The following is a 15,015-nucleotide window of genomic DNA, read 5'->3' on the forward strand; positions in this document are numbered from 1 at the left end:
GCTAACGGGTTGGCGTTCAGTTGCCGCGAGCGCGCTGCTCAAGCTTCTCTCAAAAAACGGGCGATCTTGCGCGCGAAGCGGTCAACTGCAACGCCGTGTTCGGCGGCGGCCGACGGCTAACCATCGATACCTTCACCTCGCGTTTGGAATAATTGCCAAGTGGTTCCATCCCATCGCAGACCTTTCTGGCCTAATACTGACGCAACCCAAACACCTGTGACAAGGTCTGGTAAATCCGGTGGTTGGCTCGGTGTCAAATCGAGAGATCCTGTCAAATATGATTCTACTGACCAAGGCGTACCGGCAAAACTAACGAGTACAAATACGTGGCGTTCTGGCGCACCGGAGCGTTGAAGCTTTGATAAGACATCTTGATAGGCAGGATTGCGAAGAAATGAGCCAATCCATTCTGGTACCGAATTTCCTTGTTCATCAACTGCTCCACCAATCCCGGGCATGCCAAAGTGAACTTTACCTGTACCCTTCACACGATAGCAAGAAACGTGGGTAATGCCAAACTCTGTTAATTTAACAAATAGTGGTTCATCTTGCCATCTGAGAAGATAATCTGCACGAAGATCTTTAATACCACGTGCTTCTATCTCTTGAAGAAGTTGTTCGATGTGTTGTTTAATTACCTTAACACGTGCTTCTCTATTAATCGTAATGATCCAATCACCCTTAACAGAAAGTTCCAAAGCTCCTTTAGCTGGACCGACATTCCATGTTTCAGTAAATGCTCTATCGACTGCGCCAACACATTCAATCGCCACCTCAGGTTTATTCGATAGGCCAATACGAAGATCATACATTCCAGGTTTACTACCATCATCGTGGAGTTCAACTTTTCGTTTCAGTTCTTTCTGCACAATTCGACGTGCCCATTCTTCACCAGCCATGACAAGTCTCCGTTTATCCTATCAATCTAGAATTGCGCTTTGTGAAGCCGCCGAACGGGTTGCGCTTTAGCGGTGCCGCTGCTGGTAAATGGCAGTCACATTGTAGCAGATAGTGGCGCTGAAAAACGCACGATCTCGCTCGACGCGAAGCGGCGTCCGCTGCAAGCGCGTGTTGGGCGCGGACTCGGGCTATACTTTTCCGTGAATCTGTCAATAATGCCTTGTACGCTCAAGTTATACGCCGTAATTATGCAATTTGATGAAATACCATTCCTTGAAGATCGTTCATTTCTACCGTTGCTTTGAAGCTGTCAGACATATAGTGCCGATTGCGGATTTGCTCAGGTATCTTAAAGATATGTGCTTGATGAATACAGGGCTCTTGAAAGACATATTTCTCAATGCGCATTATCCGTTGCCCATCAGAGAATTGTTTGAATCGTGATTGCGTGTGATCGAGACAGTCAAGTACTTTGGTGACGTTGACAACATAAAGCGCTTGGGTTGAACAGTTAAGTGGCAGCAACTCGACACAATTGACTATTAGCGGCGAGAGGAGGCGCACAGCACGTTCAGAAAAGACCAGTGGTGTGCCACCGAGGGAGGGAAAATCGCCAGGTAAACCATCTGGTGATAGCTCCACCGCAAGTGGTATCCAGGCTGCACCGATAATTGCGCCTTGGAACCAGCCGTTTGATACGAGGCGGGAGATGTCGTGCGCTGCATTAGGAAGCACTAAGTGCTGGAAAGTGTCGGGGTCGAATGAGATTTCCCAGATCGCCATAGTGTGCCATCTCCTTCAACTGGTTCACAAGAAGCAATCAGTACAGCAGCTTTTTGGTGGCGAAGGCACTTGATGGCCCGTGCCCAACGGGTTGCGCTTTAGCGGCGCCGCTGCAATAAATGGCAAGCACATTGTAGCAGATACCGGCGCGGAAAATAACCCCGATCTCGCACGACGCGAAGCGGCGTCCGCTGCAAGCGCGTGTTGGGCGTGAGCCTCGATAGAAAGCCAAGCTGAAGCATGTTCGGCCAGCGTTGATGCGACACGAGCAGCTGCGCTCGGCGGAATCACGTTGACCGGAATCACATTCAGCACAACGAGCGCCCATACCACGCAGGGTTGAGAAAGCGCTGACTGGAACAACGCGGCATAACGAGCTTTCGAATCACACTGGTGTGAACCAGGCGTTGAACGAAACCACGCCAGCATAACGGGCACTCGCACCACGCGGAGTTGAGAAAACGCTGACTGGAATCACGTGGCACAACGTGCCTTCACCTCACGTTCGATTCGTGTATTCGTAGCGGCACTGCGTTGTTTTGCTACAACTCAATAAAACGCTATTCGAGACCGAGACAACCTCAGAAACGAGACGCGCCGAACGGCATGCCCATCAGCGGCGGCGCACAGGTAGATCGGGAGGCGCTTGGATTAATTCCAACTTTCAAAAAAGCTACGATCTTGTGGGCGCAAAGCGCCGTCCGCTGCATGGGCTTGTTAGCTGGCAGCTTTTAGGGGATTTTCATTGAATGCTCTGCCTCGTCTACGACAGGCAATGCATCCCATGTCTTGTCATCAAGTAATCGGCCCGAAGCCTTCTTTCCTGAACGATGCATATGTTCGCGGAAATTATTGTCTGTAAGTAGTAATTGCTCATAAGCGTTAGTATCAGAGGTGACCGGCGACCACTCACCCCACTGCTTGAAAAAGAAAGGGACATTGGCAGCTAGACACTGATCTCGGATATTGCGCACCCAGAGTGGATTTATTGGTCGCGCCTCACGCCCACTCTCGCCACCAACGATAACCCACTGTATATGATCAAGCCACGGTCGTAAGTCCACAGGCCCTAATAACGGCTCAACTGATAATCCACGTACAATAGCGGGCACCTGAGACAACACAGGAATGCGCTCGTCAGCGTACTCCTGATTTTCTACACTTGTCATTGCCCAAACGTTACTTGGCCAAGAATCTTTCCACGGTGTAAATCGAAGCATGTTTTCCGGACGCTTTGTGAGAAGTAGCCAATCGAGCATCGGCGTCTCCGCAATAAGCGACCATAACCGACGACGCTCGGACTCAATACTCGGGTTGTCTTCGAAGACATCCGCCATTGACGCGCAGAACACGCGCATCCGATGACCTTGCTGCGTCGCTGACCGATTCCATCGGAGTGGGTCTTGCCAATGATGCTCGCTAAAGGTACGTCGAGATTTACGAGGTCCCCAAATATCATGACCATATCGTTCTGACCAGGTTTCTGCGTAGCAATGGGTGCAGCCAGGGGATACTTTTGTACATCCCCACCACGGATTAAACGTATGATCTGTCCACTCAATTGTTGATTGCTGGCCCATGTGCGTCCCTCATCGTTGTATGGCAGCAGGGCATTATAACCCGACTTTAATTATAGAACAAATGTTCTTATGCGTCAAGCGATGAGGAGGGCATATTAAACTGCTCTATCATCTAGTAGTGTGAAATGTGACCAAGACATCATCACCGAATGTATTAGGTTTACGTTTGGTCGCTGGCGGATTTGCTGTAATGCGCCCACTTGCTTCAAGCTGCATTAGCACGTCCTTGTAGTTTCGGCGAATAAATGGCTTACCGACATTATGTTCTTCGTAGATACGCTTCATTGATAACGTCCGGTTCGTAAAGCATTTCAAGAGGTCGTCTGCAAGCTCATCTATGGGGGTTGATAACTCAAATAGAAGAGGCTGTCGTGCATCAGCAGGATTATATTCAAAGGAAGCTACCCCTTGTGTCCTCGCAGAACTCTCCTTCGCCATTATCTCTTTCATGATCTCATAGCCCCTAAAATGCTTACTCACAAAGATCAAATGATGACTTGTGCGATTACCTTTTTCGTTTCTGAAGCGAAATGGCAGAACATACCTTCGGCCATATCCCTTAAGCGCTTGGCTGAGTTCCTCGACGATCATAAGTTCGCGATCCGAAGGCTTTTGTGCAAGTAGTTTTGTTCGTAGCTGTTCGGCCCTATCTGAGCCAAAAAGCGCATCCATATGTTCTTCAACGGCTTCGTTGTTAAGACCCATGTTGATGCGATTGTAGTTGAAGAAAAAAATACAGTCGCACCCCCAGTCCTTCATAACTGCATTGACCAGCCGAAGAGAAAGTCCTTTGTAGCCCCAAGGATCGACAAATATAAGCGTCGGTATAAGACGCATGCGCTCGAACTGGTTGACGATATTGTCGCCGATTTCGTGGTTGTGTACTATTGGAGCGTAGCGCAATGTATCAACATCTGAAAGTTGCGCGATCGCTTCTACCAATGAGCGCGCGTTCTGCTCGTCTTTGTCGTTGAATATCGTGACAAGCATTTGTCGCAGCCGCGCATCCTGAATAGCTGTCTCCAGTACAAGTAATGGTGTTGATTTAGTGCCGTTCTCGTATCGCCCCGGCCCTGCAAACAGATCGATATATGCTATCTTTCCGTTGGCATCCTTTATTGAAGACATAATTACGCGTGCCCAAGCACCAAAATATTTGGAAACGATGGTAGCTTTCACAACTGATTGATCTGTGGGATCGTCAAACCAAGAACTCGCCATATTAAACCCCCTTGAATGTAGAAGTAGTGCATACGGGGCAATCAGCCGGCGTGGGCAGGGTGTCTATAAAGAGGAACGCCAAAACTCATTTAAAGGATTCGCGTAGAAATACAGAGAAGGCAATAGTAAGCTGCCAGCTAACGGGTTGGCGTTCAGTTGTCGCAAGCGCGCCGCTCAGGCTTCTATCAAAAACGGGCGATCTCGCGCGCGAAGCGGTCAACTGCAACGCCGTGTTCGGCGCGCACTTGTCGAATAGGGTTGTTTATTTATTATCTTCCACCTTGAGTAATCTTTCTATTCGCTGTTTTTTCAAACCAATCATACGGTTAGTAAAAGCATCAAAATCTTCTTTAGGGTAATTAGGGTTCGCTTCAAAAAGAAGGCCAAAACCAGCCATTGTAATTCTGCGATCACGGCTTGGTCGAAGTTGACTGTATAAAGCTTTAAGCTCGGCCATTTCTTCATCAAGGTTAAGTTCCTTGCTAGAAGAATATGTTGTTTCTATGCGCCTGTTAATAATGTCTTGTAATTCTTCATATGAAGCTTCTTCAGAGTTTGTAGATCGGCGGACATAAATAGCTGCTCGACGAAGCCTATCTGTATCGGCCTGACATACAAACGGCAAATACTGTGGAAGATCTTCGATGAGAACGACTTGAAAGTTTTTTCCTTGGATCGCTTGATAATCACTCGAATGAAAGGAAAAATCAAGAATTTCATATTCGAGCTGGTGAGGAAGAAACTTTCGAACGCCTTGGATAATGTCCGTCTTATCTTTGATGGCTAAGATCCCTGTTGCTTCGATAGAACCATCATCTTTCTCTGCAACGCCAATTATTAAAGCGCCACCTCCAGAATTTCCCAAAGCCAAAATATGCCGCGCAATCTTGGGCAAGTCAGGCCACTCTTCCTTAAAATCAATTTGTCTATTCTCTCCAAAATTCTTTTTTATCAAATCGCGAAAACTGTCCCGCGTGGGATGCTCGAAAAACTGTGCAAATTCTTCGTGTAGTGATTTGCTCATTTTAGTCATTAAGAACTCCGTGCAAAGTAGCAAAAGGCGTCTATCTGCGATTAGCTTTAGGACGCTATATTGAGTACGCGACAAAGGATGTAGAGTCTTGTGCGCCGAACGGGTTGCGCTTTAGCGGCGCCGCCACTGATTGATGGCAACCACATTGTAGCAGAAACTGGCGCTGAAAAACGCACGATCTTGCTCGACGCGAAGCGGCGTCCGCTGCAAGCGCGTGTTGGGCGTAGCCGAGCCTTATCTTTACAAGTATGAGTATACCATTGGATCATATATTCGATTTTGAGGCTATATATCATTCGGGTATTTTTCAACCCTTACTCGGTGTATCACACATCTCAATGCGTATGTCAGTACAGACGATGTCGAATGTCGAACCATTGGATGTCGTAATGTGATGATGTACTAATCCTGGTATTGGCGGGCGTTGATGGTTTACGAGCGCAAGTAAAGATGATTGTATGCGTACATCCCAAGCATCAATCGTCGATATGCCAGCATAATCGCCAGTACTGTCAGTTTGAAACCGCCACACTGCTCCAAATTGTATACTGACAAATCGCGAGTCAATGCCCAAACTGGTGAGTTCTGATACGTCTTCTTCAGGATTGAGTTCGGTGTGGAGTACAACCTGCATATCACCTTGGGTTGACCAGTCGATCTGCAGGCGATCAAGAGAGGCATCGTGCCAGATCCAAGAAATAGAAGCTGGGTCAGGTATGTGAACACCCATAGCCAGAACTTTCTGCTGGTTGAAGCCGCCGATCAGAAGTAGAGCATAGCAGTGTCATGCCATCTGAGATGAGATTGATGGGCTACGCCCAACGGGTTGCGCTTTAGCGGCGCCGCCACCGATTGATGGCAACCACATTGTAGCAGATGCTGGCGCTGAAAAACGCACGATCTCGCTCGACGCGAAGCGGCGTCCGCTGCAAGCGCGTGTTGGGCAGCAGCCGATACTGGCAGTATGACCGGGGGCTACGTTGATGGTTCATGTGCGTGCTATTCAGCTCGCTGGATGTATTCGGCAAATGCAGCCTGAAACTCTGCCCGCCATTTGGGATGGAAGAACGTTGGCGAGAGCGAAATCTGCGCACCTGGTTCAATGTTTTGAATCTGTCGCAAGAGTTCAAACAGGGCTGTCAAGTTCGCGGCATTCCAATCGTGCCCCATGCGGTAATCAAGCACAATTGCATCTTGAAAAACGAACACGCCAAGATCCGGAATAACGCTGCCGAAAAAGGAAATACCATTAAGCACGGTGTGGAAGATCTCGGCTTCACCGATTACGACTAACGCGGCCGCATTCTGGACTGAGTCAAGCGGCGTTTCGCGTTCAGTACTGTGATGCCAAAACCAATTATCGCCGGCATATTCGACGGCAGCTGTTCGTAAGTACATCCATACGTCAGCCAAACCAGCTGGCGTAATATGGGCAATAGCGATTTCTGGAAGAGAGCCATCGTCAGTATCAAAGATACTGTGGAAGGTGGACCAGAGATTCATGGACTTCCATCACAATCGTCGTGGAATAGAGTGCTTGGTACAAAAGTGATCTAGACTCCTGCGTACTTTTACATCAGGGGTAGTATTATAGTACACGCTTTGATGCTGCGGCCCAACGGGTTGCGCTTTAGCGGCGCCGCCACCGATAGATGGCTGTAACATTGTAGCAGAAACTGACGCTGAAAAACGCTCGATCTCGCTCGACGCGAAGCGGCGTCCGCTGCAAGCGCGTGTTGGGCGCGTCAACGGCACGGCATCTTTCGTGTTGAACATTATTAGCGAATATGATGATTTACGCATTCGTACTACGCAATTATTCTTTTCGTGACTGTGGATGAAATTGCCACCAGATACTTCCGCGAATCAGATAGCCAAAGATAATACTGACCCCTATCAACAGAATAAATCCCCAGGTCACTCCAGTGAGGCCAATGATAAAGCAAACCGCCATCAGCAATGCAAACAAGAAAAGAGAAACAATATAAGGACCGGAACGCATATGCCAGAGGCCGTAGGCAAAGTATCGGAGCAGTACATTACCGACGATAAACGCGTAGATTGGGGGAGTGAGTTGTTGTATTGAGATGCTCATCCAAGAATGTTCGAACCAGAGCGAGAGGATGAGCCAAATCGTACTGGCAAAGCAGAGGAGTGCAACAGCGGCGTAGAGGAAAACAAGAGCGGTAATCCCCACTGGTCGAGCAAAAGATGATGTCGGTGTTTGGTCCGTGGAAGACTGCATACGTGAGCTATTCCTACATGCATGTAATTGAGTGCGTGAGCGTGAGTGATGCTGCGCCCAACGGGTTGCGCTTTAGCGGCGCCGCCACCAATAAATGGCAACGACATTGTAGCAGATACTGGCGCTGAAAAACGCCCGATCTTGCTCGACGCGAAGCGGCGTCCGCTGCAAGCGCGTGTTGGGCGTGAACTTCCATAGAAAGCCAAACTGAAGCATGAGCCACAGACCTTAAAGCGACACGAGCAGCTGCGCTCAGCGGAATCACGTTGACCGGAACCACATTCAGCACAACGAGCCTTCATTCCACGCAGGGTTGCGAATGCCTTGAAAGGAACCACGCGGCATAACGAGCTTTTGAATCACCTTGAAATGAGCGAGACGCTGACCGGAATCACGCCAGCACCACGAGCATTCGCACCACGCAGGGTTGAGAAAACACTGACTGGAATCACACGGCACAACGAGCTTTCATCCCACGCTCGATTCGTTCCTTCGGAGTTGCACTGCGTTCTTCTGCCGAAAAGACAGAAAGTGACCTGCGAGATCAAGACAACCTGCGAAACGAGACACGCCCAACGGGTTGCGCTTTAGCGGCGCCGCCCCGATAGATGGCAGCCACATTGTAGCAGATATTGGCACTTGAAAAACGACGATCTCGCTCGACGCGAAGCGGCGTCCGCTGCAAGCGCGTGTTGGGCGAGCGCTTTGATAAACAGCCGAGTTGAGGCATGAACTACCCACGATGAAGCGAGAAGAACAACTGCGTTTGGCAGAACCACGCTGACGGAATCACATTCAGCACCACGAGCGCTCGCATCACGCCGGGTTGTGAAAACCCTGAACGGAACCACGCGGCACAACGAGCGTTCGTACCACGCCGGGTTGAGAAGACGTTGTCGCGACCACGCGGAAAAGAACCGGCTTTTGTCTGCATCAGGGTTGCAAAAGCGCTGCCCAGAATCACTTCAGCACAACGGGCGCTCGTACCACGTGGGGTTGAGAAGGCGTTGAGTGGAATCACGCGGCACAACGGGCATTCATCCCACGCTCGATTCGTTCCTTCGTAACAGCAAGGCGCTGGTATGCCAAAAAGACAGAAAGCGACCCGCGAGATCAAGACAACCTGCGAAACGAGACACGCCCAACGCCGGCGTTCAGCCGCGCCGCACTAATAGATCGGGAAATCAACAGGGCCGATACTAGCTTTCAAAAAAGCCATGATCTTGCCCGACGCGAAGCGGCGTCGGCTGGAACGCAATGTTAGCCGGGCTCGTGGCACGGCTATATATGAACGATTACGTCCATTCGATTGAGTTCAACAAAGTGATACTGTTGAAAGAGCAAAATGACCTGATCGATGTTTGCACGAATGAGTGCTTCTAATTCGGGATTAGAGATGTTCCCGGTCGAGAGAAGCCAGAGCTTGTGAGGCCGATGTTGCAGATAAAAGGCGTCAACAAAATCCGAGTCTTTGGTAATGACAATACAGTCGTGGGCATCTGCGAACTGCATGATTTCATCATCATTGGTTAAGTTGCGATGCGGAAGATCCAGGGTATGAAAAGCAGCATGCCCATACTCTTGGAAGAGACGGACAAGGCGACGCGGAAGTTGCGCGTCGATGACGAAGTTCATCCAGCCACCGCGACGACACGCTTAATTTGAGCGAGTTTTGCAGCGTAGGCTAAAGCTGCATAGATATCAGCTGGTTCAAGATCCTCGTAATCTGCCAGAATTTCTTGTTGAGACATGCCAGAGCTTAACAGTTCGAGAAGCCATTCAACTGAATAGCGTAAGCCGCGAATGGTAGGTTTACCAAACGCCATATTGGGATTGACGGTAATACGCTGGAGAAGGTCTTCCATAGTCGGCCTCCAAAGATGAAAACTGAGTATGAGTATACGAGGTTCGACGGGAAGCGTCAATCCGTTTTCGGGAGCAGAGCGGGGGTTCCCGGCTAACGGGTTGGCGTTCAGTTGCGGCGAGCGCGCTGCTCAGGCTTCTATCAAAAAACCGGCGATCTTGCGCGCGAAGCGGTCAACTGCAACGCCGTGTTCGGCGTTTTGATATTATTTGTGATATCAATAGGGAGAAATTAGATCCAATCTTCTAAGATATTTTCGAGCTTCTTAAAATGTAATCGCAATTGAGTAAACTGATCTTCATCTGTAGACTTGGAATGGGCATCAATACGCCCATCATTAATGTCTTCCATAATAACTTCTAATTTTTTCTTTTCAACCTCAAATATATTTTTGAAAATATCCCACTCCCTTGATATGATATTTCTTAAATCTAGAAAGAATAATGGACTGTTTTCAATATGTAAAAGGTGGTCAATATCCTTATTAGGTAGCTTTTCTCTGCGATTCTCTGGAAGAGCAGCAACAACTTTTTCTCCTGCCGACTTTCTTCCATAAACAGCTTTTAATTGATTGCGGATAATCTGCCGCAATTTTCTCTCTAAGGAATTTCTTCTTTCAGAAACTTCTGCAATCTTCTGCTCTCGGGTTAGCTGATTATTGACATAGCGATTCTTAGATCTAAGATAGTCTTTCATGCTCTCGATATTAAAAGCATAACCAGAATTGCTTGACTGCAATAAACCATAACCTACAAGATGTGTCGTATAATAATTTGATCCTTTTGCATAAAAATCAAAAGTTTTCGAATCATCATTAGCAAGAAGATTTAGCATCTCATATTCACTGGGATACCATTCTTTTAAAACGTCAACAATCATGTCTAAATAATGCCTTGAATTAGAAAGAAATTTAACCTTAGCTTTTTCATATAATGCTTTATCCACGATACCAGGCCGATCATCGTTACACATTGCATTAATAGTGCTGCTCATATGTCGAATGAGAAAAGGATGGCCTCCGAAGTCGTCGGTTAATTTACTGTAAATTGATTCATCAAATTTTAATCCCATATAACGACCTAGTTTTCTGACCATTTCTCTCGTCTTTTCTATTTCAAAAGCAGGCACATATTGAAATGGAATGGAGCTAAATAAAGGATTGTCATGTACCCCAAACTTAGGTTGTTCTATACAGGCAGGATTAGTTCCTACTAATAAATACGTGAAAATATTACTGTACCGTTGAAAGAAAAAACGCATTGTCTGCCAAAAGTAGACGAAATCCTCGCCTTCTCGCCAATGAACTGATGAACCTGTATAAGGCGAAATTCTCTCAATTTCGTCAAAAATTAAAAGTATTGACTGCTGTTTTTTAGAACGATATATTCCTAAAATATCTTGCTCAAATTTGCGACTTGCCTCTTTTTCGGTATATTCTTCAAGAGCGGATATTTTATATTTAGACTGCTTAACTTCTTTTACAAACTCAACTATTCTATGCAGTAACTCATTCCATCGAAGTTTGTGGATAGAAGGATTTTCACAGTCGATAGTGAGATGTTGACTTCCTCGTGTTTTCAAAAATCTTTCTATTCCAAAAACAATAGATGTTTTTCCACTTTTTCTCAGTCCGAAAAGGCCAGCGTTCTCGTTATTTTGATGGCGATTAACAATATCCTGTATCAATTCACTTCTACCAAAGAAATAAAGATCCGTTTTAAGGGGAGATAGAAACGAAAAAAGATCTCGAGTATAAAAGTAATTTCTAAATCGATTGCGCAGGAAAAAAGAGTCATAGGGAGATTGTAACTCTTGATATGTAAAAGGTACTACGATTGGGCGTTCAGGGTCATTCTTTAAGATATCACTTATGAGGTCTTCAGTTTTTGGATCTTTGCAAATCAAAACTCTGCAAACGCTTTCGATACGCAGTGCTTGATATTGACGTAATGCATAATCGAACGCATCTAAAGTTCTTGGCTCAAAATTGTCATAGGGAGCAAAAATACAGACTATCTCTCGTTGAAGATTAAACATTTCGCTGAAAACGCGGGTTGCCTTCATGAGAAAATATCGAAAAGTTGAAGAGTAACCGAGCTGAAATTCAGAGCCACTATTAGTCAAGTACCACTCTGAACTAAGTCGGCGCAGAATGTCTTGTTCTTCTTGGGGAAACTGACTCATGACAAACTGTTTGTGTATGCCTGGATTAGTGATTGTCTTATCAACAGAAGGCATGGCTGTATTCTCCTAAGAGGTCAAACAGAAAAGAGGTGAAACGAAAATAAGCTGATAGTTAAACATAGCATAGATATACTATAAATGCAATGTTCTACTAGTTATAGTGACGCCGAACGGGTTGCGCTTTAGCGGCGCCGCCACCGATTGATGGCAAACACATTGTAGCAGATACTGGCGGTGAAAAACGTACGATCTCGCTCGACGCGAAGCGGTGTCCCCTGCAAGCGCGTGTTGGGTGGCATTTAAGGTAGCCAGCCATTTTACGCTGTATTTTAAGACGGACGCTGATTTAGGTGCCAGGATTGGCATAAATACTTCGATAGACTAACTCCATTGCACGGCGCGCATTATTCTCAAAGGATTCTTGAAAGGCGGCTACATCATCAAGTAGCTTGGCGGGAAGAGATGCTTGGTGATCTGGTCTTGCGACATGAACAAGACGGTTTCTGAGTAATCGTAACCATTGAAGATCGTCATCATTGCCAAACAACTTCTTGGAGTTACTCTCATAGTCGCCCGCGTCCGTATCGCGAATAGTGGCATCAATAGAGGCATGGGCCAAAATAATAACCGAAATCCATGCTGTCATGAGACCCAGGAACTGGTCAAGTGGCAATGTTAGGGATCCCGCAGTTTTGCCTGGGTTTCAAGCCAGGCTGCTTTGAATGCCAGCGGGGTCAGATAGCCGAGCTGGCTGTGCGGCCGCTCGTGGTTGTAGTGGTGACGAAAGGTGCCGAGCCGGATACACGCCTCAGCCAGCGAGGTAAAGATATGCTGGTTCAAGCACTCGTCGCGCACCGTTCCATTGAAACGCTCCTCCTTGCCATTTTGCCAGGGCTTCCCCGGCTCGATATACAACGTCTGGACACCGCATAGCGCCAACCAGCTCTGTACCGCCATCGCGACAAACTCTGGCCCGTTGTCGCTACGCAGGTTTGCTGGCGCTCCGTGCTGCGCAACCAGTGCAGTCAGCACGCCAATTACTCGCTCCGCCGAGGTCGTCAGCGCCACATCCAGCGCCAGCCCTTCACGGGTGAACTCGTCCATAACCGTCAGAATTCGCAGCGGCGTGCCATCAGCCAAGGCATCCTCGACAAAATCATACGCCCAAATATGGCCGGGATATGCCGCTTGCAAGCGCTCAGGGCGGCGTGGGCGCAGGCGTTTGCGCATCACACGCCGCACCTGCAGTTTCTGCCGTCGCCACAATCGGCGCACCCGCTTCTGGTTGACCTTCTCGGTTCGATTGAGCAAGACTGTGATCCGCCGATACCCATAGCGGGGGTGCTGCTCGGCCAAGGCCTGGATCCGGCTCAGTAATCCCGTATCATCGAGCGGATGCGCGGCGTAACGGAAGGTCGAGCGATGGATGTGGACCAACGCACAGGCCCGCTGAACCGACAATCCACCGGCCACAAAGAACTGCACTGCTTCGCGCTGCTCTGCCATCGTCAGCCTTTTTTTCCCAGCAACTCTTTGAGCAAATCAATCTCGAGCAATCGCTCGGCCAGCAGCCGTTTGAGACGGCCGTTCTCCTTCTCCAGTTCCTTGAGGCGCTGGATCTCGCTGACGGACATTCCGCCATAGATTTTGCGCCAGCGGTAGAACGTGTTCTCAGCAATAGCGTGCTCGCGACATACCGCCGCGATGGTCTGCTCACCCTTCTCAGCCTGCTCAAGGATCTTGATGATCTGTTCGGCCGTATGCTGATTGGTCTTCATGCCGTCCTCCTTGCGGGAGGATCCTAACATACTGACCTGGCCAGTTTATTGGTCTCACGACAATGCTCCTGCACAAAAGGCAATTTCAAGATCATAAGTTAAGAGCGTACCCTGCGGACTAAGCTCAATAGAACCCCATACTCCTGCCGTTTGTTCGTCTATTTGGCGAAGCCATGTATATCGTTCATTCCAAACGTTTTCCGTCACGTGATCGGCATATGCCATATCGAGTGTCCTTTGGGATTAATGCGTCATCTGAACTATTTGGTATGCGGCTATCTTGAACCTCAAGAAGCTACAACAATCGTGCCCTAAACTTTTAAAATATTAGTCTATTTTAAAAGTTATTTGAAAGGGGAAGAAAAACTGAATGATAGTGGTACGGCTTTGCCACCCAACGGCCTGCGCATCAGCCGCCGCAAGCGCCAGTAAAACCATGAAAATCCGAACGATCTCGGGCGCGAAGCGGTCGCGCTGCATGCGCTTGTTAGCCCGCAAGCGAACTGATGTTCTCGGATCGATTACTCATTCTCGTTTCGCGATTGCCTTTCATACGCGCAATAGATGCTCCATGACGCAAGCAATATTCCATTCTGCAATGTTCCATCACAAATGAGCCGATCGATATCGCTCATATCAATCCACTCAAACGCGATCTGCTCCGTTTCTTCTGGTGATGCGATTTGTTGTTCAAGTTTCGTTGCCAGACACACATGACAGCGACTTGCCGAACGTCGATTGTTTGGGAGAAACGAACCGATTGCCTGAATATGATGCGCGTACAGACCGATTTCTTCAAGCAGTTCGCGACGTGCTGTTTCTTCAACAGTCGCGTCTGTTGGTTCGACACCTCCGCCGGGAAGTTCGTCCAGCACACAGCGTGGTGGGTGGTTGTATTGATAGGAAACCAGAAGCTGATGGGCCGTATTGATGCACAGCACAGACACAAAGTCTGTTGTTGCTTTGAAGCGCCACCAGGTCGTGCGTTTGCCAGACGGAAGCACCACATAATCTTCGACAAGCCCACACCAGGGATGATCGAGGAGCGGTTCGGTCGCAAGATGCTGCCAGGGTTGAATACGAGCCTGAGCGGTGGGGTCTTTTTGGATATTTTTGGTGTGTTCAGTCATTGTTCAGCACATCTTCGCACGATGATTTCAGAGTTAGTGAATCGTTATGATGCGGTTGCCCGACAAGCGTGCTGCCACATTTGAGGCGAAGCGGGCTAACGGGTTGCGCTTTAGCGGCGCCGCCACTGATTGATGGCAAGCACATTGTAGCAGAAACTGGCGCTGAAAAACGCACGATCTTGCTCGACGCGAAGCGGCGTCCGCTGCAAGCGCGTGTTGGGCGCCTGTATTGTTTGCCTCAGTCTCCACTCGCTTGTATGCTGGCGTGTATCTGCCGATACTGTGCAGCTTGCAGAT

16 protein-coding genes are annotated in these 15,015 nt (G+C 48.3%); all 16 read right to left on the reverse strand.

The genetic code is table 11. The features are described 5' to 3' along the window. Nucleotides 1-116 precede the first annotated feature (116 nt). Entirely contained in the window at nucleotides 117-899 is a 783-nt protein-coding gene (locus M1P90_RS05675; RefSeq protein ID WP_483701677.1) for a hypothetical protein, read from the reverse strand. Between the two features lie 247 nt (nucleotides 900-1,146). After that, nucleotides 1,147-1,683 (reverse strand): imm11 family protein, encoded by a 537-nt coding sequence (locus tag M1P90_RS05680; protein ID WP_483701678.1) that lies wholly within the window; start codon nucleotides 1,681-1,683, stop codon nucleotides 1,147-1,149. 731 nt (nucleotides 1,684-2,414) lie between these two features. Then, nucleotides 2,415-3,263, reverse strand: coding sequence for a DUF5131 family protein (locus tag M1P90_RS05685; protein ID WP_483701679.1), 849 nt, complete (start codon nucleotides 3,261-3,263; stop codon nucleotides 2,415-2,417). A 108-nt stretch (nucleotides 3,264-3,371) separates the two neighbouring features. Continuing rightward, nucleotides 3,372-4,484 (reverse strand): three-Cys-motif partner protein TcmP, encoded by a 1,113-nt coding sequence (locus M1P90_RS05690; RefSeq protein ID WP_483701680.1) that lies wholly within the window; start codon nucleotides 4,482-4,484, stop codon nucleotides 3,372-3,374. 262 nt (nucleotides 4,485-4,746) lie between these two features. Beyond that, nucleotides 4,747-5,517 carry an AlbA family DNA-binding domain-containing protein gene (locus M1P90_RS05695; RefSeq protein ID WP_483701681.1) on the reverse strand — a complete coding sequence of 257 codons (771 nt, stop codon included), beginning with the start codon at nucleotides 5,515-5,517 and terminating at the stop codon, nucleotides 4,747-4,749. Nucleotides 5,518-6,516: 999 nt separating this feature from the next. Beyond that, nucleotides 6,517-7,020 carry a hypothetical protein gene (locus M1P90_RS05700; RefSeq protein ID WP_483701682.1) on the reverse strand — a complete coding sequence of 168 codons (504 nt, stop codon included), beginning with the start codon at nucleotides 7,018-7,020 and terminating at the stop codon, nucleotides 6,517-6,519. 313 nt (nucleotides 7,021-7,333) lie between these two features. Beyond that, nucleotides 7,334-7,762: a hypothetical protein gene (locus M1P90_RS05705; RefSeq protein WP_483701683.1), complete on the reverse strand. Its 429-nt coding sequence runs from the start codon at nucleotides 7,760-7,762 to the stop codon at nucleotides 7,334-7,336. Between the two features lie 1,281 nt (nucleotides 7,763-9,043). Beyond that, nucleotides 9,044-9,397 (reverse strand): DUF5615 family PIN-like protein, encoded by a 354-nt coding sequence (locus tag M1P90_RS05710; protein WP_483701684.1) that lies wholly within the window; start codon nucleotides 9,395-9,397, stop codon nucleotides 9,044-9,046. After that, nucleotides 9,394-9,627 (reverse strand): DUF433 domain-containing protein, encoded by a 234-nt coding sequence (locus M1P90_RS05715; protein WP_483701685.1) that lies wholly within the window; start codon nucleotides 9,625-9,627, stop codon nucleotides 9,394-9,396. Before M1P90_RS05715 ends, M1P90_RS05710 begins: the two co-directional genes overlap by 4 nt. A 230-nt stretch (nucleotides 9,628-9,857) precedes the next feature. Next, nucleotides 9,858-11,864, reverse strand: a complete 2,007-nt coding sequence (locus M1P90_RS05720) for a hypothetical protein (protein WP_483701686.1) — start codon at nucleotides 11,862-11,864, stop codon at nucleotides 9,858-9,860. 292 nt (nucleotides 11,865-12,156) lie between these two features. Continuing rightward, a complete protein-coding gene (locus tag M1P90_RS05725) occupies nucleotides 12,157-12,456 on the reverse strand; it encodes a hypothetical protein (protein WP_483701687.1) in 300 nt (99 codons plus the stop codon). Between the two features lie 29 nt (nucleotides 12,457-12,485). Continuing rightward, a complete protein-coding gene (locus M1P90_RS05730; RefSeq protein ID WP_483701688.1) occupies nucleotides 12,486-13,316 on the reverse strand; it encodes an IS3 family transposase in 831 nt (276 codons plus the stop codon). Between the two features lie 2 nt (nucleotides 13,317-13,318). Then, a complete protein-coding gene (locus tag M1P90_RS05735; RefSeq protein ID WP_483701689.1) occupies nucleotides 13,319-13,588 on the reverse strand; it encodes a transposase in 270 nt (89 codons plus the stop codon). Between the two features lie 54 nt (nucleotides 13,589-13,642). Beyond that, nucleotides 13,643-13,813: a hypothetical protein gene (locus M1P90_RS05740; RefSeq protein WP_483701690.1), complete on the reverse strand. Its 171-nt coding sequence runs from the start codon at nucleotides 13,811-13,813 to the stop codon at nucleotides 13,643-13,645. Nucleotides 13,814-13,915: 102 nt separating this feature from the next. Continuing rightward, complete coding sequence (locus M1P90_RS05745) at nucleotides 13,916-14,068, reverse strand: hypothetical protein (RefSeq protein ID WP_483701691.1); 153 nt, start codon at nucleotides 14,066-14,068, stop codon at nucleotides 13,916-13,918. A gap of 41 nt (nucleotides 14,069-14,109) precedes the next feature. After that, the gene (locus M1P90_RS05750) at nucleotides 14,110-14,718 is read right to left on the reverse strand and encodes an NUDIX hydrolase (RefSeq protein WP_483701692.1); all 609 of its coding nucleotides are present in this window, start codon (nucleotides 14,716-14,718) and stop codon (nucleotides 14,110-14,112) included. Nucleotides 14,719-15,015: the final 297 nt, after the last annotated feature.

It is taken from the genome of Kouleothrix sp. 19917 (assembly GCF_057073505.1).

What these genes read in the sequence shown, in the direction of transcription:
- M1P90_RS05675 (WP_483701677.1), bottom strand. Translation starts at nt 899, where the DNA reads ATGGCTGGTGAAGAATGGGCACGTCGAATTGTGCAGAAAGAACTGAAA.
- M1P90_RS05680 (WP_483701678.1), bottom strand. Translation starts at nt 1,683, where the DNA reads ATGGCGATCTGGGAAATCTCATTCGACCCCGACACTTTCCAGCACTTA.
- M1P90_RS05685 (WP_483701679.1), bottom strand. Translation starts at nt 3,263, where the DNA reads ATGGGCCAGCAATCAACAATTGAGTGGACAGATCATACGTTTAATCCG.
- M1P90_RS05690 (WP_483701680.1), bottom strand. Translation starts at nt 4,484, where the DNA reads ATGGCGAGTTCTTGGTTTGACGATCCCACAGATCAATCAGTTGTGAAA.
- M1P90_RS05695 (WP_483701681.1), bottom strand. Translation starts at nt 5,517, where the DNA reads ATGACTAAAATGAGCAAATCACTACACGAAGAATTTGCACAGTTTTTC.
- M1P90_RS05700 (WP_483701682.1), bottom strand. Translation starts at nt 7,020, where the DNA reads ATGAATCTCTGGTCCACCTTCCACAGTATCTTTGATACTGACGATGGC.
- M1P90_RS05705 (WP_483701683.1), bottom strand. Translation starts at nt 7,762, where the DNA reads ATGCAGTCTTCCACGGACCAAACACCGACATCATCTTTTGCTCGACCA.
- M1P90_RS05710 (WP_483701684.1), bottom strand. Translation starts at nt 9,397, where the DNA reads ATGAACTTCGTCATCGACGCGCAACTTCCGCGTCGCCTTGTCCGTCTC.
- M1P90_RS05715 (WP_483701685.1), bottom strand. Translation starts at nt 9,627, where the DNA reads ATGGAAGACCTTCTCCAGCGTATTACCGTCAATCCCAATATGGCGTTT.
- M1P90_RS05720 (WP_483701686.1), bottom strand. Translation starts at nt 11,864, where the DNA reads ATGCCTTCTGTTGATAAGACAATCACTAATCCAGGCATACACAAACAG.
- M1P90_RS05725 (WP_483701687.1), bottom strand. Translation starts at nt 12,456, where the DNA reads ATGACAGCATGGATTTCGGTTATTATTTTGGCCCATGCCTCTATTGAT.
- M1P90_RS05730 (WP_483701688.1), bottom strand. Translation starts at nt 13,316, where the DNA reads ATGGCAGAGCAGCGCGAAGCAGTGCAGTTCTTTGTGGCCGGTGGATTG.
- M1P90_RS05735 (WP_483701689.1), bottom strand. Translation starts at nt 13,588, where the DNA reads ATGAAGACCAATCAGCATACGGCCGAACAGATCATCAAGATCCTTGAG.
- M1P90_RS05740 (WP_483701690.1), bottom strand. Translation starts at nt 13,813, where the DNA reads ATGGCATATGCCGATCACGTGACGGAAAACGTTTGGAATGAACGATAT.
- M1P90_RS05745 (WP_483701691.1), bottom strand. Translation starts at nt 14,068, where the DNA reads ATGCAGCGCGACCGCTTCGCGCCCGAGATCGTTCGGATTTTCATGGTT.
- M1P90_RS05750 (WP_483701692.1), bottom strand. Translation starts at nt 14,718, where the DNA reads ATGACTGAACACACCAAAAATATCCAAAAAGACCCCACCGCTCAGGCT.